This window comes from Oceanobacillus sp. FSL W8-0428, assembly GCF_038004405.1.
GTDB classification, from domain to species: domain Bacteria; phylum Bacillota; class Bacilli; order Bacillales; family Amphibacillaceae; genus Oceanobacillus; species Oceanobacillus sojae.
Window position 1 is genome coordinate 680,196 of sequence record NZ_JBBORB010000001.1, and the last position, 18,861, is coordinate 699,056.

An 18,861-nucleotide genomic window follows, 5' to 3' on the forward strand; every position below is an offset into this window, starting at 1 on the left:
CTTATTTATTTTTCTTGTGGCTGCCGCGAAATACTCTGGCGCTCCGCTCATATTCTACATCAGCAACTTCAAGTCGTGCATTTACAACACGGGCAGCAGCAAAAAAGTAATCGGAAAGACGATTGATATATTTTAATGGAATTGGATTGAGTTCTTCGGCTTCGTGATAAAGTGTTACCATTTGTCTCTCTGCTCTTCTTGTTACTGTTCTCGCAACATGAAGTGCAGAAGCTGCCTGAGAGCCGCCCGGCAAAATAAATTTCTCAAGCTCCGGTGCTTCCTCAATTAAACTGTCCATGCGTTCTTCTAAATAGGTAACTATATCCTCCGTCAGCTCATAAGGTCTTTCCTTCTTAGAAACATTCGAAAGCTCCGTACCACAATCGAATAATTCATGCTGGATTTTCACCAGGTCCTGAATAATATCCTCAAATATATTCTGATTCAGATACGCAATTGCCAATCCGGTAAAAGAATTTATTTCATCGATCGAACCATATGCCTCCACACGCACATCATCCTTGCTTGCTTTTCCGCCAATTAACGCTGTCTGTCCTTTATCTCCTGTTCTTGTGTAAAGTCTCATTTAAATCTCTCCCTTCCTTTTTAATGTTTGTGAAATTCCGTACCAAACCAGATCAACTCTTTCTGCACGTGCAGCTAATCTTTGGTAGAGCCAGCCGGTAATATCACGATGAAGCCGATTTTCTTTTTCCATTGGTACAATTCCCTTTGAAATATCCGTTCCAATCAATACAAGCCTTTGGTTTTCCTCATTTTGTTCCCATTCCATCCATTTTTCAATCTTTTTGATATTCTTATCTAAGATTAAATCAGGAGATAATTCCACATTTATTTCTTTTTTTATCCATAATTCCAATCCTTCTAAAATCACAACGGAACTCAAATTTCCATCTGGAATGGGCCAGTCAGGATATGTTGATGCTGAAAACCATGTTGTATCTTCAGGGTAATGCTGCTTCACCCATTTCCCTTTGCCGTTAAAAGCACCTCCTGTAACGAATTGCATTTTCGCGCCTCCTTCCAATCATCTATTTTCCAAGTTAAGCGGACTCCTGCGTCATGTGATACTTTCCAATTAAAAAAAGATTTCTCTTCTTCCGATAATTTCATTAATAAGTAACGAATGACTCCTCCATGTGCAACAAGTAATATATTTTTACTTTGCCGCCTGCATACCTCCTGTCTTAATTGCTGAAAGCCTGCATTAATACGCTGTTGCATCTCCTGAAAACTCTCCCCGCCTGGCGGTACAGTGCTCTCTGGGGCATCAATCCAGGAGCGGTAGCCTACATTTCTTTTTAAATCCTCGTAGGTTTTCATTTCCCATGCACCAAAATGCATTTCCCTAAATTCTTTTATTTCTATTCGTTCCAGCTTCGGGCAAAGCAGACCAGCCGTTTGACAGGATCGTAATAAATCGCTTGTTATACAAAGATCAAACTGTTCTCCAAAGCCTTGAGCAGCACTTAATCTTTCCATTTCTTCCGGCACAAGCGGCACATCTGTCCAGCCAAGGTATCTTTTATCCTGATTCGCCTTTGTTATACCATGGCGAAGTAATGTAAGAGTAATAAGGTCAGCCATAGTAATAATTCCATCCCTTCTGAGCTTGCACCTAATGTATCCCCCGTAATTCCATTGAAATTCTTCATGATACTTCTGGCGATGAATAAACCTGCAATAATAGTCACTGTAATAAAAAGCAAATAAGCAAATAACAGGTCCATCTGAAGCCAGGCAATAAAGCTGCCGATAATCACGAGGTAAATAGCATACATTCCGAAGAGGCTGCTGCTTTTTCCGCGCTGAAAAAAGCTTGCCATTCCATCTTTTCTGGCCGAAGGTAGTATTTGCAGAAATACACCAAGCAGCATTTTACCAAGGAACGGAATAAGTATAATAAAAAGAAGGGCAGCAGTATGTTCAGCCTGGATTAATTCATAAAGGACAATAAATCTTGTAAATAAAAGAACAATTACCGACAACACACCAAATGCGCCTGTTCTCGGGTCCTTCATAACCTCTAATCTCTTTTCAGGCTCTTTATAAGAGAAATAAGCATCGCTGGCATCTATCCAGCCGTCCAGATGAATACCGCCCGAGAGAATAATTAGCAAAAGCCAAAGAAATAGCGTCATCAGTAAATTTGTAAACGGCGTAAAGCTTTGCAGGATATAGATAAAAGCTGCGTAGATGCTGCCTTGAAGCAGCCCCAATACCGGAAACGTCCGGAGCATATATTTTAACTGATGTTGATCAAGGGAAAATCGGGATTTTATCGGGATACTTGTAAAAAACTGCAGGTTTATAAGTATCCCTGTAAAAAATAAGCGGGTCTTGTATAGCATCAGGATGCTCCTTCCATCATTTCCATCAATTTCTCTAAATTTATGTTTGCCTCCAAATGGTCTGCAAGCCTTTCATAATCCGCTTCTTTACTTGTTAAATTGGGCTGGAAAGAGGATACTGTTCCATGCAGGCTATCCTCTTCGTCAAGCTGATGCTGAATATAAGGAATGATACCGAGTACAGGAAGATTTGTATAGTTTTCCAGCCACTCTACACCATCTGTAAAAAGAGATGGATTACCGGAAAATTTATTAATAATGATTCCTTTTACACGTGAGCGTTCTTTTTCCGTAAGTAAGGCAAGTGTACCGGCAATACTTGCAAAAACACCGCCTCTTTCAATATCAGCTACTAAAAGAACAGGAACCTCTGCAAGCTCGGCAATTGCCATATTTGCCAAATCACGTTCCTTTAAATTCATTTCTACAGGACTTCCAGCTCCTTCAATAATTACAAAATCACTGCTGTTGTCAGCTTGTGCCAGACCTTCTTTAATTTCTAGAAGCGCTCTTTGGTAATAAAGGTCCTTAAAGCTTGCACCTGTAATCACACCCTGTGATTCCCCTGTTAAAAATACTTCCGTATGCATTCTTTTCAAAGGCTTCAGCAGAATCGGATTCATCCAGGGCTCCGCTCTGCGCCCTGCAGCTTCTGCCTGCTCATATTGTGAAATGGCAATCTCTCTTCCAGTTTCAAGTGCAACACTATGACTCGACATATTCTGTGCTTTGAAAGGGGAAATTTGAAATCCGTGTCTTGTCAGCATCCGGCAAATTGCTGTCGTAAGAATACTTTTTCCAACATGAGAAGCAGTTCCCTGCAGCATAACTCCCTTCATTTCCATTCCCCTTTCTTCACAAGCGGTATTCCGCTCTCTACTAAAATTGCCAAGTCCGCATTCTCTACTATCTGCTGGTGCACATTTCCTAATAATGCCTGATAATTCCTTGTGAGCTCATTCTTATAAGGGATATCCTGCAGCACTTCATTGGAAACAATAATGACCTTGCCCGCATGATTACAAAGCTCTGTAATATCCTCTCTTACATACTCTAAAACTGTATTTGTATCATCTACTCCTTCATGAAACAGATAGTTATTTAAAAGCGTAGTCATACAGTCTAATAAAATCACATCTTGCCCTGTAAACTGGTTGGCGATATGTGATAAATGAATCGGCTGTTCCCAGGTTCTCCACGTAAAATCAGATTGCCTCCGGTCTTGTTGATGGCGTTTAATGCGCTCCTGCATTTCCACATCGGTGGGAATACCGCATGCAATATAATGAAGATTGTTTTCTGTTTTCAGAGCATGCTTTATAGCTAAGCGTTCAGCAAAAGCACTTTTACCGCTGCGTACTCCTCCAGTAATAAATATCAATTTCTCTGTTTCCATGCAGCTAACGCCTCCAGCAGTATTTTATTAGCACCAGGCTGTTTCACGGCAACACGAAGCCATTTTCCCTCTATTCCCGGAAAGTTTTCTGTATGCCGCAGTACAAGCCCTTGTTTCAGCAGGTAATGAAACAGCTGCTCCTGTGTTGATAAGGAAGGATCCCTTAATAAATAGAAATTCAGCTGTGATGAGCTATGTTCAAATCCAAGCATCTTCAGCTCCTGAAAAATTGCTGTTCGTTCAGCTGCAATAAATCTTCTTGTTTCCACAGTATGAGATTCATCCTGTAAACAGGCAACACCTGCCTTCATTGCCAAGGCGTTCACACTCCAATGCGGCTTTGTCCTGCCAATCTTTTGAAGCAATTCAGGATCACCGGCAAGGAAGCCGAGCCGCAGGCCGGCGATACTATACATTTTTGTCAGCGAACGGATAATGAGCACATGCTGCTGGTGCAGAACTTTTTCTATATAAGTAACTGGCTCTGCTAAAAAATCATAAAAAGCTTCATCGATAATACAAAGTGTATCTGTGCTTTTACATACTTCTATCAGTGCTTCTACCGTCTCTCTGCTGTAATGAATACCTGTAGGATTATTGGGATTACACAGAAATACTGCCTTTACTCCGTGAAGTTTATCTGCTAGTGCAGACACCTCTAAATTCCATTCCGGTGCAGCAAGTACAATTTCCACAACCTCACAACCTTCATTCCTGCAGGCAGCTGCATATTCCGAAAAAGCTGGATGAACTACAGCCACCTTACTTCCAGCTAAATATCTGGCAACCAAAGTGATTATCTCGGCAGCCCCATTTCCTGCAAGTAAATGTTCAGCAGAAATATTCTCCTGCTCTGCAAGCTCCTCCATAAGCGTTTTGGCATAGGGATCTGGATAATCATTAATCGCCGTGAACCACTCTCCCCATTTTTCCTGTAATACTTTCGGTGCGCCTAATGGATTAATATTCACACTGAAATCAATCACCTTTTCAGGCTGTTTCATCTTTAGTGAGTCATAGACATATTTTGTGTTAGAACCATGCTCCGGCAGCTGCAATGACGCCACCTCCAATCCATAAGATAATAACAAAAGCAAAAACGGCGCGCTGCATTATTTTAATGGTATGTAAAATATCTCTTTTTTCTAATTCCCGCTTGCTGATGCCCATATGAGCCCGCTCTGATTTGATACCCTTATAATAATTCACTCCACCAAGCTGAACACCGAGGAATAACGCAACAGCTGCTTCAAAAAAACCACTGTTCGGGCTCGGATGCTTTTTGGCATCTGTATACCACCTTTTAAAGGCTTCTTTTCTGTTAAGATACGGAGTACGATTTGTTAACATCATCAAAAAGGTCGTTATTCTGCCGGGAATCCAGTTTAAAACATCGTCAAGCTTAGCTGCTGCCCAGCCGAAATCCCGGTAACGTTCATTTTTATGACCAATCATGGAATCGCATGTATTTACTGCACGATACACAATTGCCAGCGGGGCACCACCAATAAACGCCCAAAAAAGTGGAGAAGTAATTCCATCACCAATACTTTCAGCAACTGTTTCGACAGCAGCACGTGTTACTTCTTTTTCATCCAGATTTTCCGTATCTCTGCCGACGATCATTGATACCTGATAACGGGCGCTCTCTATATCACCGGCAGCCAGCGGCTCATAAACACGCAAGGCAGCAGCTCCTAAATCCTTTTGTGCAATCGTTACTGCAATCAGGCCTGCCTCTACAATAATTCCTGCAACAGGATGAAGCTGATAAGCTCCCCAGCTTATCAGTAAGCTAATGAATAAAACTGTTATTGTTACCAGTAAAAGGAGGACGATGCCTTTCCTTTTTTTATGTTTCCCATGATTCAAACGCCTGTCAAGCAGGGAAATAAAATTCCCCATCCAGCGTACCGGATGCGGCCAATGCGGCGGATCACCGATGGCACGATCGATGATTAATGCGAGCGTGATACTAATTAAACGATAGATGATCATGCATTTTTTTCCTCTTAAAATAATGTTGGATGGACTGCTTCATTTCCTGATAAACACCACGTCCAATTATAGCCCCGAGTTCAGTAGCTGTCCCCGCATAATCTATTTCTTTGCCCTGCTGTGTTGCAGCAACTAGTATACTGTCTGTCGAGGTACCGGTAGCCTGCTTTTTTGTATGGGCGTCAAGAATATGACAATCACGGAGTACCTGTGCCTTCGCTTCTGTTGCAGTAATAATTGACTGAATATAGGCTTCATCCGTTAATTTCCCATTTACAAAAACCCACGTGTTAATGGTACCTGGTTTCACAGGACCAGCTACAGGGGAATTCTCACGGGTACTGTCTACAGCATTTCCTACACCGGCAGTCACAACAATCATGACAGAGAATCCATCTCCTTCATATACACGATAACTGTTATCCTCTAAGGCAACAGCCGTCATCATCCCGACTGTTTGAGAAACTGGAAAACCATGATTGGTTAAATATTCACGCATTTCTTCCCGATGGTTCGTACAATTATAAGTCGCATCTACATGTCTGTTCACGAAATTACTGTACCAGCCGGCTCCGGCTCCGACAACACCAGAAGACACTGTTTTCAAGGGCTGCTTTGACTGTAATACAATCCGCTCCGGACTAATTGACAGCATATTTTCATCAATTTTCACCTGTTCTCCCTCTCTCTCGCTCTTTTTACCCGGCAATAAATGCAGCTGCGGTTTTGCAATTTTGGAATGCGGTTGTTTGACGACTTCTGTTTGATAGACATGATTAATCAGCTCTTCTGAAAACACATCATCAGGATCCGCAACCGCCCTCGTCTCTCCGTTATCCATTAATAAAATTTTGTCACAATAAAGGCTTGCCAGGTTTAAATCATGTAAAATAGCAACGACCGTCAGACCTTCTTCCCTGGCACGCGTTCTCAAAAGATCCAGTAGCTCCTTTTGATAGGCCAAATCTAAATGGTTTGTCGGTTCATCCAGTAATAAAATATCCGGCTGCTGGACCAGTGCCTGTGCCAGGAATATCCTTTGCTGCTCTCCGCCAGAATGCTCCATCACAGAATTATCTTGAAAGTGGCTGATATTTGTCTGTTTCATTACCTTTTGCACAATGTTCTCATCTTCATCCGTCCACGTCTGGAAAAAGCCGCGATGATGTGCATACCTGCCAAGAGAAACGGTTTCCTTCACTGAATACGGAAAAACCTGCGGTGATAGTTGGGGCAAGACAGCCATCTTTTTCGCGAGCTGTTTTTTAGTTAAATCAGAGATGCTTCTATCGTCGATTTTGACCTCTCCCTGCTCAAGCTCTAATAAACCGCTCATCATCTTGAGCAATGTGGTTTTTCCGCTGCCATTCGGACCCAGAATACCGAAGAACTCCCCTTTGCCAACAGAAAAATGAATATCCTTTACGATTGTTTCACCATCATAACCGCCTGATACGTTTTCTACTTTGAGCATCTTTTTTTACCTTCCTTTTGCTTTTTTCTGTTTCAGTAGAATCATTGCGAATACAGGTGCACCTACTAACGCTGTGATGACTCCCACAGGCAGAACCTGGGGCGATATAATCGTCCTTGACAATAAGTCCGTTAAGATAAGAAATCCTGCCCCAGTAATAATAGATAATGGCAGAAGATGAATATGATCCGGTCCCCACAGCTTTCTCGTTAAATGAGGGATAACCAGGCCGACAAAGCCGATTGTACCTGAAACAGCTACTGCTGCACCTGTTAAAATAGAGCCCGCAGCCAGAATAAGCATTTTGCGTTTTTCTACATCGACTCCTAAATGCTGTGCCCGATCTTCTCCAAATGACATAGCATTTAATTCCCTTGTGTTCATCAGCAATAATAAACCGCCGATAATTAAAAACGGTAAAATAATTCCGACGTATTTCCAGCCGCGCATTGATACACTTCCCAAGAGCCAGCCGATTATTTGCTGCAGCTCTTCTCCTGTCAATGCAATAATCAAAGAAATAATGGATCCTAAAAAGGAGCTGAAAATAATCCCGGTCAGAATAATTGATTCGACACGCATTGTTTTATCAATTTTTTTCGCAAAAAAGAGCACAGTCATAATGGTTGCCAGTGCAGAAAGGATACTTAAGAATGGCAACGTATACATTCCCAAAAACGGGATGGAGATATTAAAAAATAAGGTTGATACCGCCCCGACAGATGCACCGGATGAAACACCGAGAATGTAGGGATCAGCTAAAGGATTCCGCAATAAACCTTGAAAGGCCGCTCCTGCAATCGCAAGAGAGGCCCCCACAAGTCCCGCCAGGATAACCCGTGGCAAGCGTATATCATATACAATGCTGATGGACTTTGGATCGACATCATTACCTATAGGAAGATGAAATACCTCTGAACCGATAATTTTAACAATTTCAGGTATCGGGACAGAGACACTGCCAACCGAAATTGCTATCAGCATGGTACTGATTAAAAACGCTAATGAAAGCGTATATTTCAATAAATTACTCTTCATCAAAAAGCTCCGGATACACTGACTCAGCGATTTCTCTTGCTCCATCAACGAGACGAGGCCCCGGTCGGGACACTGTATCCGAATCAACATCATAAATTCTTTCATTTACCACGGCATCTACAGCATCAAAACCATCTCTTGAAGTCACTTCACCGATTGGATCTTCTACATAAGAACCATATGTTGAAATAATCACCTCTGGATTCAGCTCTATAATTGCTTCCGGGTCCATCTCAACCCAGCCTTCCTGATCACCGGCGGCATTATCTGCATGGATAATCTGCAGCAGCTCATCAAGGAATGTGTTCTGTCCGGCTGTATAGATATCTGGTGATGGAGAAATCTCAAAGAACACAGATTGACGATCTTCCTCTGCTACTTCTGAGGTTATTTCCTCTAATTCTGCAAAGTCAGCCTGCATATCTGTAACTAATTGTTCTGCCTCTTCTTCAGCACCGACAACCTGTCCAATATTGTCAATTGTTTCATAGGTGGTATCAACATCTGTTGCGTCTGCAACGGTGAACACTTCAATATCAGCGCCTTCCAGTTGATCTAATGCTTCCTGTGATGAAGCCACTAAAGATTCATGTGCTAAAACAACATCCGGGTCCAGGCTGATAATCACTTCAACATTAAATTCCATGCCGCCAACCTTATCAATATCAAAAACCTCTTCCGGGTATGTATCGTTATCAGAAACACCGACCACCTTATCTCCTTGTCCTAAAGCAAATGTAATTTCTGTGTTACTCGGCATCAACGAGACAATTCGCTCTGGTTCTTCCTCCAGTGTCACTTCATTATCTATTGCATCTGTTATCGTTAACGGATAAGCAGAATCATCTCCATCTGTTCCCTCTGCAGCAGATTCTTCATTTGTCGTATTTTCATTCGGTGCAGCTTCATTTCCGCTGTCATTATTACTGCATCCGATTAAGAAACCCGCTAATAAAGCCAGCAGCAGAACCTGTAAAAACTTTTTCATTTTAACTTCCCCCTTGATTTTAATGTATTTTTACATGTTCAGCCGTTTTTTATCATTGAGGAAGCACAGATGTGAAATGGCTTTCAAAAATTATTCTTTCTGCTAAGTATCCTGAATCAAATAGCTTGTATAGTTAGCAGATATCCAATTTTCACACTGGATTAAAATGAGCTATACTACGTTAAAAAACATCTCCACGGCAAATGAAGATGTTAGAAAGATTCAGAAAAACGCTTCACCTTACTATCCTCGTAGAATTGGCTGGAACTAAAAATAGGCAGGTATCCTGGCTCTTGGTCATCACTCCCAGACTCCTTCCCATACATGTTTGTACAGTGGCTCGTTCTGTTCGCTCGCAATTACAGTGGCGGGACCGCGTTGGAATTGCACCAACTTCCCTTTATGATTTTAAAAATCACCTATTTTTATTTTATGTAATTGTTTTCTAAGTCTATTTTACAATGTTTTACTATGAAAGACTATAGAAAGAAGTGAGAGTTTATAAAAAGTTCACTTATAAGATATTATTCCTGCTAAAATAGAGTTTTATCAAAGCTTCCTTCCGCTATAAAAAAAGCTGGAACAAACTGAGTTCTAACTCAACTTGTTCCAGCTTTTTTATTCATTCCTTTTATATGAAACAGATTAGCGGTCGTCCTCATCATCATAATCTAATTCATCCAAATCGTCTTTACCGATGACATCATCTACTTCATCTTCAATTTCCTCCAGGTCTTCATCTTCTTCTACATCATCGAAATCATCCAGCATATCATCGATGTCTTCATCTGTTACATCTAAATCATCATCAATTTCTTCTGTTTCTACTACTGCTGCTGCTTTTTTCTTCTTTTTCTTACGTTTTTTCGTCGGCTCATCTGTAATTTCTTCTTCTGCCTGCTCTACTGGATACCAGCTTTTTAATCCCCACATACCAGATCCTAATGTTAAGTAGCGTCCGTCAACATTCATATCTGTGTAGAATTGTGCAATCATATTTTCCTTATCTTCTTCTGAAAAGTTTTTTAAATCTGCTATTTTAGAGAATAAATTTTGAAATGAGACTGCTTTATTTTCTTCCTTTAAAATAATGGAACCTAATTCAATCATGGACAAATTGCTGATTTCTTCTTGTGTCAATTCTTTCACGCTCACGTTCATGCACTCCTTTAAATATATAATTAAGGCTAAAGATAGCTATCTATGCTGCAAATAATTATTATATATGCGATTTTGTCACAATAAATCTATTTTACATTATAAACATATTTGAATGCAATTATCCAGTGAAAGTTTACGGTTCTGTATTCTTAAATAAGCTGAATAGTGATCACTCCGGAAAAACACTGCGCTTTCCCGCAGGAGTCTCCGTGTTTTTCCTACGTTAGATAGTTTCATGTCCATCTATCTTAAATTTTTACTAACCCGACAATATTGCTACAGTTACTCGTTTCTATCGAAAACCATCGCTAGTCACTACTCTACATAATCATCTTTATTATGATAAACTCAAATTTCGCACTTTAAAAAGTAACTTCCTATCCATAGGAACAGGGGGTTGATCATTTTCTCCATATATCTGTTGACAAATATAAAAGGTAAAGTGTATAGCAACCGCTACGGCGGACCGTTTTGCTTTCCTAGGGGCACGCTCTTCAGCTAACTTTTGCCAAGAAGATCACTTGGCAAAAGTGGATCTTCAGATGGTGCTTAATCCCTCAGGAGTCAAAACGGTCCGCCTCCGCTAACAGGGTATTCTATACTAAAATAACTGAACAAATAAAAGGCGGATCTGACGGAACAAATTTTTCATGTTTTATGATAAAGATGCTCAGTAATCCTTATTTTTGGTGCATGAAAGCTATTCTCGATATGATTTATTCATGTTGTCATGATTTGAACTGCTAAAAACCGTTTAAAACACCAGCATGATTGTTTATTTAGGCTAAAAAACGATGATTTCAGCTAATTTCATCAGGATATTATTTCTTCCATGCGCTGTAGACTCCTATTAGAGCGCAGGCCAACCACGCAGACTCCTATGGGAACAGGGCGAGCTGAAGATCCACTTGAAAAGCGGGTTTCTTTTCAAGTTAGCTGAAGCCGTCCCCATGGAAAGCGGAGTGGTTGGCCGGAGCGGAAGCTATACACAATAACCTGTTCAAAAAATAAAAAGATGAGTTAACTAAAAGCAAGCATGATAATTAAGACCATGTACATCCTGGAACAGCAAGGTTTATATGTTTATTCTTAGGTGCGAAAGTTGAGTGATAAACAAGAGCATGCAAGTTCCTATTTCAACTTATACAGTAAGGGAAATTAATCATAAACTATTCATTTTTATTATAAAAAGAACGTGAGCGTGGGTTTCATAGTTCATTATACTTTCAACGAGTTTACATATTACGCCGGTATTGTCCGCCGACCTCGTAGAGTGCTTTTGTGATTTGGCCCAGACTTGCGTAGCGGACTGTGTACAGTAATTCTGCAAAGATATTTCCATCTGTTACTGCTGTCTGTTTTAATCGTTTTAAAGCTTCTTCTACATTATCTTGATGCTCTGTCTGAAAACGGCGCAGTTCTTTGATTTGATGCATTTTTTCCTCTTCTGTTGCCCGGGCAAGCTCCATTGAGTCAATATCTTCTTCAGATGGAGGATTGGGATTTAAATACGTATTTACGCCTACAATCGGCAGTTCTCCGGAGTGCTTCTTTCCTTCATAATAAAGTGATTCCTCCTGAATTTTCCCGCGCTGATACTGACGTTCCATTGCTCCCAGTACACCGCCGCGGTCATTCATCTGCTCAAATTCCTTTAAAACCGCTTCCTGTACAAGGTCAGTTAACTCTTCAACAATAAAAGCTCCCTGTAAGGAATTTTCATTTTTTGCTAATCCAAATTCTTTATTAATAATCATTTGAATTGCCATTGCCCGGCGGACAGATTCTTCTGTCGGTGTCGTAATCGCTTCATCATAAGCGTTCGTGTGCAGTGAATTTGTATTGTCCTGGATAGCCAGTAATGCCTGCAATGTTGTACGGATATCATTAAAATCTATTTCCTGGGCATGCAGGGACCGCCCTGAAGTCTGTACATGGTACTTCAGCTTTTGACTGCGCTCATTTGCATTGTACTTTTCCTTCATGGTAATTGCCCAAATCCTTCTTGCCACTCTTCCAATCACTGTATACTCGGGATCTAAACCATTAGAGAAGAAGAAAGAAAGATTTGGTGCAAATTTATTAATATCCATTCCCCGGCTCAAATAATACTCTACATAGGTAAATCCATTTGCTAATGTGAATGCAAGCTGGGTAATCGGATTTGCACCTGCTTCCGCAATATGATAGCCGGATATAGAAACTGAATAATAATTCCGTACCTTATTATCTATGAAATATGCTTGAATATCTCCCATCATCCGGAGAGCGAATTCTGTCGAAAAGATACAAGTATTCTGGCCCTGATCCTCTTTTAGAATATCAGCCTGCACTGTACCCCGGATTACAGAAACAGTATCTGCCTGAATTCGACCAAATTCTTCCGCCGTCGGCGGGCGTCCGTTTTCTTCTGTAAACTTATCTACCTGCTGATCAATAGCAGTATTAAAATACATTGCCAAAATAATTGGCGCCGGTCCATTAATCGTCATGGAAACAGATGTTAACGGATCTGTTAAATCAAAGCCGCTATAGAGCTTTTTCATATCATCTAATGTACAAATATTTACACCGCTGTTGCCGACCTTCCCGTAAATATCCGGTCGTTCTGCAGGATCTTCTCCATATAAAGTTACTGAATCAAATGCAGTAGAAAGACGTTTCGCTTCTTCTCCCTTAGAAAGATAATGGAAGCGGCGATTAGTCCGCTCAGGAGTTCCTTCGCCGGCAAATTGTCTCGTCGGGTCCTCTCCTTTTCGTTTAAACGGAAACACACCGGCTGTATAAGGAAAAGAGCCTGGAACATTCTCCCTCATTAACCAATACAGACGATCTCCCCAATCCCGGTATTTGGGCAGCACAACTTTTGGAATCTTTAAGCCTGATAAAGACTCTGTTGTTAAGTCCATCGTGATTTCTTTCTCTCTTACTTTAAAGGTAAATGTGTCACCCAGATAACTTTCTTTTAATGTTTCCCAATTATCCAGCAGCTGTTTCGCATCCCCGTCCAATTGCTGTTCATATATTGTAATTGCCCGGTCTAATGAAGCTCCTGCTTCCTCGCCCAAGTCCCCTTTTACTCCTTTTAACTGATAGAGTTTCGTGGCAATCCCCCGCTGTTTCCCAGCACGCTTATCATAATTCCGGACATAGGAAGCGATCTCCCGCAAATAATGCCTGCGCTCATTGGTAATGATTTGATTTTGCTTTTCTGAAATAACATGACGTTGAAATGGAATTTCTGCTTCCCACTGATAATCTTCATTCATCCGATCAATCAATGAAGCAAATAAAGCGTTTGTTCCTTCATCATTAAATTGACTCGCTATTGTACCAAAGACAGGGAATTTGGTTTTATCCTGATGAAATAGCATATGGCTGCGCTCATATTGCTTTCGCACTTGATTGAGCGCATCCTCTGATCCTTTTTGTTCAAATTTATTAATGACGATAAAATCAGCATAATCAATCATATCGATTTTCTCCAGCTGTGTAGGTGCACCAAACTCTGCAGTCATAACATACATAGATAAATCCGTAATATCTGTAATTGCTGCATCGCCCTGCCCTATTCCACTCGTCTCCACAATGATGAGATCATAGTCTGAGGCACGTACCACTTCTATCGCATCCTGAATTGAATCAGAAAGCTCTGTGCCTGAATTTCTGGTAGCAAGAGAGCGCATATAAATCCGGTCGGAAAAAATAGCATTCATTCGGATACGGTCTCCAAGTAAAGCACCGCCTGTTTTTCGCTTGGAAGGATCGATAGATAAAATCGCTATCTTCCGCTCCTGAATTTCATTCAAAAATCGGCGGATAAGTTCATCGGTCAGAGAGCTCTTTCCTGCTCCGCCTGTTCCCGTGATTCCAAGTACAGGAATTTTCTTTTTGGAATGAGCAGAGAACTTTTCTAAAACCTGTTTCTTAGTTTCTTGTTCCCCATTCTCCATTAAGGTGATGAATTTACCGATTGCCAGCCGGTCCCCTTCTTTTAATCGCAAGAAGTCTTTCTCTATATCTATCGGCGGGATAAAATCACATTTTTCCAGCATACGGTCAATCATCCCTTGCAGGCCATATTTTCTTCCATCATCAGGAGAAAACAGCCAGGCAACTCCATATTCATGAAGCTCTTTGATCTCTCGCGGAAGAATGGTTCCTCCGCCACCACCTAAAACTTGAATATGCGCCGCATCCAGCTCTTTTAACAAATCAATCATATATTTAAAATATTCGACATGTCCGCCTTGATAAGATGAGATTGCAATCCCCTGTGCATCCTCTTGAATGGCTGCATAGACTACTTCTTCTACCGAACGGTTATGCCCAAGGTGAATAACCTCGGCACCGCTGGCCTGCAGAATACGCCGCATAATATTTATGGAAGCATCATGCCCATCGAACAAGCTGGATGCCGTCACAAAACGAATGGGATGCTTTGGCGAATAACGCTCTTCTGTCATGCTTCATCCTCCCCTTTAACTAGATTCCAAGATTTCTGGACTTTCATATGTTTACAGCCAACAATTCACTTGTTTCATCTGTAATTCTACGTATTCATCAATAGTAAATTCTTTTTGAATCATCCAGCGGCGGAAGCACCACATATGTCCACTGACGACAATATTATTTGCCAAAAAATAAATTTCTTTAGAGCTCAGCTTTTCTTTTAAGGAAACAGTTAAGAGCTCCTCCATCATTCCAACAACCTTACGCTCCTGCTCCAGCACAAACTTGCGCTTTTCTTTATTTAATGATTTCGTTTCCTGATACAGCATTAAAATTTCAGGCTGTATGGTATCCATAAAATAAAGATATTGCCGGATGGCCTGACGCAGACTTTCGTCTGATGGATTATCTACAGAAATCGTTGCTGTAAGCTGATCACGCACTTGATCATGTACAAATTCGCAAACAAGAAAAAGCACATCCTCTTTTGTTCTAATGTATTCATATAATGTGCCAATGCTGAATCCAGATTCTTTGGCAATTTCTCTTGTCGTAGTCCGGTGAAAGCCTTTTTCCTTAAACAGCCGCATGGCCCCTTCAATAATTTGTTTTCTGCGCCGCATTACGAGCTCCTGGTCTTTGACAGAGGAGCGGATCTGATCTTCACTCATCACTCAACCTCCTTTTTGTAAATGAGATTTCATTAAATGGGCGGTTCTCTATGATAAAATCAGTGTTTATTCCTCCATAGCATTCACAAATATTATGTTCAGCTTCAATTACTGAAAGAAAATATATCTATTTTGTCAGCATCCGTCCGATAACAAGCCGCTGGATTTCATTTGTACCCTCGTAAATTTGCGTAATCTTAGCATCACGCATATAGCGCTCCACTGGATAGTCTTTTGTGTATCCATAGCCGCCAAAAATTTGCACTGCTTCTACGGTAATACGCATCGCCGCATCACCTGCGAATAATTTCGACATGGCAGATGCTTTTCCATAGGCTTTTCCAGCTGATTCTAGCCATGCAGCCTGGTAGGTTAACAGACGGGCTGCTTCGATATCTGTTGCCATATCTGCCAGTTTGAAGGATATGCCTTGGTTGGCTGCAATCGGCTTGCCGAATTGCTCTCTTCCCTTCGCATAAGCTGCAGCTGCATCCAGTGCTCCTTGCGCAATTCCCAGAGCCTGTGCAGCAATGCCGTTTCTGCCTCCATCTAAGGTGGTCATTGCAATTTTAAAACCGTCTCCTTCTTCCCCCAATACATTTTCTGCAGGTATTCTGCAATTCTCGAAGATTAACTCCGTAGTAGGAGATGAACGAATGCCAAGCTTCTTTTCTTTTTTGCCGAATGTGAAGCCATCTGTTCCTTTTTCAACAATAAATGCAGTAATGCCTTTATGCTTTTTCTCCGCATCTGTTTTTGCAAAAACAATATAGAGATCTGCCACGCCGCCATTTGTGATCCACACTTTGCTGCCATTCAATATATAATCCGTACCGTCTCTTTTAGCTATTGTTTTCATCGACACTACATCACTGCCGGCCCCAGGCTCTGATAAGGCATAAGCCCCCAGCGCTTCTCCAGTTGCAAGCCGTTGTAAAAAGTTCTGCTTCTGTTCTTCATTGCCATATTTATAAATTGGCCAGCTCGCCAAAGATAAATGAGCCGAAAGCGTTACTCCCGTGGAAGCACAGACACGCGATAGTTCCTCTACTGCAATCACATAGCTCACATAATCGGAACCTATCCCTCCATATTCCTCCGGCCAGGGGATACCTGTTAATCCAAGCTCTGCCATCTGATTGAAAATCTCCCTGTCAAATCGCTCTTCTTCATCCCTCTCCGCCGCTGTCGGCTCCACTTCATTTTCAGCAAAATCTCTGACCATTTTCCGCAGCATTTCTTGTTCTTCGGTTAATTGAAAATTCATTTCTATCTCCCCTTCAATAGCTCTTTAGATATCACGATATGCTGTATTTCATTCGTTCCTTCATAAATCTCCGTTACCTTCGCATCACGAAACAGCCTTTCAACAGGATATTCTTTGGTATAGCCATAGCCGCCATAAATCTGAACAGCCTCAATTGCATTTTGCATTGCTGCTTTTGTTGCTGTCAGCTTCGCCATAGACGTTTCCTTTATACAGGCTTGATTCATTTCAATCCGTTTTGCTGCTTGATAGGTTAATAGCTTTGCCGCTTCCACCTTCGTCGCCATCTCTGCCAGCTTAAAGGAAATCCCCTGATTTGCTGCAATCGGTTTGCCAAACTGCTCCCTTTCCTTTGCATAAGCAACGGAATAATCCAGCGCTGCCTCCGCAATACCGAGACCCTGGGCCGCAATGCCAATTCTCCCGATATTTAAGTTAGCCATCGCTATTTTAAAGCCCTGCCCTTCCTTACCAAGTAGATTCTCCTTAGGAATCCGGCATTGCTCAAAGGTTAGTTCAACCGTACTTGAACCCTTCAATCCCATTTTCTTTTCATTCTTTCCAATCACCAGACCCGGACTATCTCTTTCAACAATAAAAGCACTGATCCCGTCCTTATCACCACTTGTTCTGGCAAATGTAATAAATGTATCGGCATATTCCCCGTTAGTAATAAATACTTTTGAACCGTTCAATACGTACATATCATCGACCAGCTTAGCCGTTGTTTTTAAACCGCTTGCATCTGAGCCGGAATTTGCCTCTGTTAAAGCAAAAGCACCTAAGTATTCTCCGGAAGCAAGCTTGGGAATATATTTCTTTTTCTGTTCCTCCGTTCCAAAATAAAGAATCGGATTTGTGCCGACAGAGGTGTGTACCGACAAAATAACACCAATTGTTGCACTTGCCTTTGACAGCTCGTGAATCACACGGATATAGGAACTGAAATCCATACCGGCACCCCCATACTTCTCCGGTATAGGAATACCCATTAATCCAAGCTCTCCCATCTTCGCAATAATTTCTTTCGGAAAACGGTCTTCCTCCTCCATCCGCCCGACTTCCTTGGCAATCTCATCGCGGGCAAAGTCTTGAACCATTTTGATTAACATTTTTTGTTCCTCTGTTTGTGTAATAATCAATATGCATACCCCTTCCACGTTCAATACGTGTTCTCTTTTTTAATCACTATATGTGTAAAAGCCTCTGCCTGCCTTCTTGCCGAGTCTTCCTGCCTGCACGTACTGTCTCAGGAGCGGGCATGGACGATATTTACTGTCTCCGAAGCCTTCGTGAAGAATCTCCATAATGGATAAGCATGTATCCAGACCAATGAAATCTGCCAACTGCAGCGGCCCCATTGGATGATTCATCCCCAGTTTCATTACCTGGTCCACATCTTCTATACTCGCAATCCCTTCAAAAACGGTATAAACTGCTTCATTAATCATCGGCATCAGGATGCGATTGGAAACAAAGCCCGGAAAATCTTTCACCTCTACATCCTGTTTATCTAAGGCCTCCGACAATTCTTTAACTGTCTGGTAAGTTGCTTCACTCGTTTCCAGTCCCCGAATAATTTCAACCAGCTTCATCACGGGAACAGGGTTCATAAAATGCATGCCGATAAATTGCTCAGCTCTATTGGTGACAGAAGCAATTTCAGTAATCGGCAAGGAGGATGTATTGGTCGCAAAAATGGTATGCTTCGGTGCAAGCTCATCAAGCCGTTGGAATACTTCTTTTTTCACTTCCACTTTTTCAACAACCGCTTCAATAATAAAATCAGCTGTAATCGGATCTGCATCCAGATCAACAACAAGCTGCAGACGATTTAACGCCTCTTTCTTTGTATCCGCTTCCATTTTTCCTTTAGCAATATCCTTATCGAATATCTTCTCAATATACTGCTTTCCCCTTTTCAGCGCCTCTATGTTTGTATCATACATTTTCACCTGATAGCCGGAACGGGCAAAAACGAGCGCAATTCCTGCACCCATTTGCCCTGCTCCAATAACCATTACTTCTTTTACAGTCATGATAA

The 18,861-nt window shown here is 41.5% G+C and carries 17 protein-coding genes and 1 riboswitch; all 17 genes read right to left on the bottom strand.

Annotated features, from left to right (window positions below; translation table 11 throughout):
- Position 1 precedes the first annotated feature (1 nt).
- Complete coding sequence (locus MKY30_RS02955) at positions 2 to 586, bottom strand: cob(I)yrinic acid a,c-diamide adenosyltransferase (RefSeq protein WP_147212407.1); 585 nt, start codon at positions 584 to 586, stop codon at positions 2 to 4.
- Entirely contained in the window at positions 587 to 1,030 is a 444-nt protein-coding gene (locus MKY30_RS02960) for a bifunctional adenosylcobinamide kinase/adenosylcobinamide-phosphate guanylyltransferase (protein ID WP_341082782.1), read from the bottom strand.
- Positions 982 to 1,608 (bottom strand): histidine phosphatase family protein, encoded by a 627-nt coding sequence (locus tag MKY30_RS02965; protein ID WP_341082784.1) that lies wholly within the window; start codon positions 1,606 to 1,608, stop codon positions 982 to 984. The genes MKY30_RS02960 and MKY30_RS02965 overlap by 49 nt, the downstream gene beginning before the upstream one ends.
- Entirely contained in the window at positions 1,566 to 2,372 is an 807-nt protein-coding gene (gene cobS, locus MKY30_RS02970) for an adenosylcobinamide-GDP ribazoletransferase (RefSeq protein ID WP_147212404.1), read from the bottom strand. The genes MKY30_RS02965 and cobS overlap by 43 nt, the downstream gene beginning before the upstream one ends.
- Positions 2,372 to 3,211 carry a cobyric acid synthase gene (locus MKY30_RS02975; RefSeq protein WP_147212403.1) on the bottom strand — a complete coding sequence of 280 codons (840 nt, stop codon included), beginning with the start codon at positions 3,209 to 3,211 and terminating at the stop codon, positions 2,372 to 2,374. The genes cobS and MKY30_RS02975 overlap by 1 nt, the downstream gene beginning before the upstream one ends.
- On the bottom strand, positions 3,208 to 3,768 hold the full coding sequence (locus MKY30_RS02980) for a bifunctional adenosylcobinamide kinase/adenosylcobinamide-phosphate guanylyltransferase (RefSeq protein WP_156985166.1): 561 nt from the start codon (positions 3,766 to 3,768) through the stop codon (positions 3,208 to 3,210). The genes MKY30_RS02975 and MKY30_RS02980 overlap by 4 nt, the downstream gene beginning before the upstream one ends.
- Positions 3,750 to 4,826, bottom strand: coding sequence for a threonine-phosphate decarboxylase CobD (gene cobD, locus MKY30_RS02985; protein ID WP_341082788.1), 1,077 nt, complete (start codon positions 4,824 to 4,826; stop codon positions 3,750 to 3,752). Before cobD ends, MKY30_RS02980 begins: the two co-directional genes overlap by 19 nt.
- On the bottom strand, positions 4,801 to 5,766 hold the full coding sequence (cbiB, locus tag MKY30_RS02990) for an adenosylcobinamide-phosphate synthase CbiB (RefSeq protein WP_341082790.1): 966 nt from the start codon (positions 5,764 to 5,766) through the stop codon (positions 4,801 to 4,803). The genes cobD and cbiB overlap by 26 nt, the downstream gene beginning before the upstream one ends.
- Positions 5,744 to 7,240 (bottom strand): adenosylcobinamide amidohydrolase, encoded by a 1,497-nt coding sequence (locus MKY30_RS02995; RefSeq protein WP_341082794.1) that lies wholly within the window; start codon positions 7,238 to 7,240, stop codon positions 5,744 to 5,746. Before MKY30_RS02995 ends, cbiB begins: the two co-directional genes overlap by 23 nt.
- Before the next feature lie 6 nt (positions 7,241 to 7,246).
- The gene (locus MKY30_RS03000; protein WP_246145267.1) at positions 7,247 to 8,278 is read right to left on the bottom strand and encodes a FecCD family ABC transporter permease; all 1,032 of its coding nucleotides are present in this window, start codon (positions 8,276 to 8,278) and stop codon (positions 7,247 to 7,249) included.
- Positions 8,268 to 9,266: an ABC transporter substrate-binding protein gene (locus tag MKY30_RS03005; RefSeq protein ID WP_341082797.1), complete on the bottom strand. Its 999-nt coding sequence runs from the start codon at positions 9,264 to 9,266 to the stop codon at positions 8,268 to 8,270. The genes MKY30_RS03000 and MKY30_RS03005 overlap by 11 nt, the downstream gene beginning before the upstream one ends.
- A gap of 259 nt (positions 9,267 to 9,525) precedes the next feature.
- Positions 9,526 to 9,704: riboswitch (cobalamin riboswitch) on the bottom strand.
- 207 nt (positions 9,705 to 9,911) lie between these two features.
- Positions 9,912 to 10,421, bottom strand: a complete 510-nt coding sequence (gene rpoE / locus MKY30_RS03010; protein WP_147212398.1) for a DNA-directed RNA polymerase subunit delta — start codon at positions 10,419 to 10,421, stop codon at positions 9,912 to 9,914.
- A gap of 1,241 nt (positions 10,422 to 11,662) precedes the next feature.
- A complete protein-coding gene (gene icmF, locus MKY30_RS03015) occupies positions 11,663 to 14,893 on the bottom strand; it encodes a fused isobutyryl-CoA mutase/GTPase IcmF (protein ID WP_341082799.1) in 3,231 nt (1,076 codons plus the stop codon).
- Positions 14,894 to 14,944: 51 nt separating this feature from the next.
- A complete protein-coding gene (locus tag MKY30_RS03020) occupies positions 14,945 to 15,550 on the bottom strand; it encodes a TetR/AcrR family transcriptional regulator (RefSeq protein ID WP_147212280.1) in 606 nt (201 codons plus the stop codon).
- 127 nt (positions 15,551 to 15,677) lie between these two features.
- Positions 15,678 to 16,817 carry an acyl-CoA dehydrogenase gene (locus MKY30_RS03025; RefSeq protein WP_341082800.1) on the bottom strand — a complete coding sequence of 380 codons (1,140 nt, stop codon included), beginning with the start codon at positions 16,815 to 16,817 and terminating at the stop codon, positions 15,678 to 15,680.
- 2 nt (positions 16,818 to 16,819) lie between these two features.
- The gene (locus tag MKY30_RS03030) at positions 16,820 to 17,953 is read right to left on the bottom strand and encodes an acyl-CoA dehydrogenase (RefSeq protein WP_379546250.1); all 1,134 of its coding nucleotides are present in this window, start codon (positions 17,951 to 17,953) and stop codon (positions 16,820 to 16,822) included.
- A 45-nt stretch (positions 17,954 to 17,998) separates the two neighbouring features.
- Entirely contained in the window at positions 17,999 to 18,856 is an 858-nt protein-coding gene (locus MKY30_RS03035) for a 3-hydroxybutyryl-CoA dehydrogenase (protein WP_341082801.1), read from the bottom strand.
- Positions 18,857 to 18,861 lie beyond the last annotated feature (5 nt).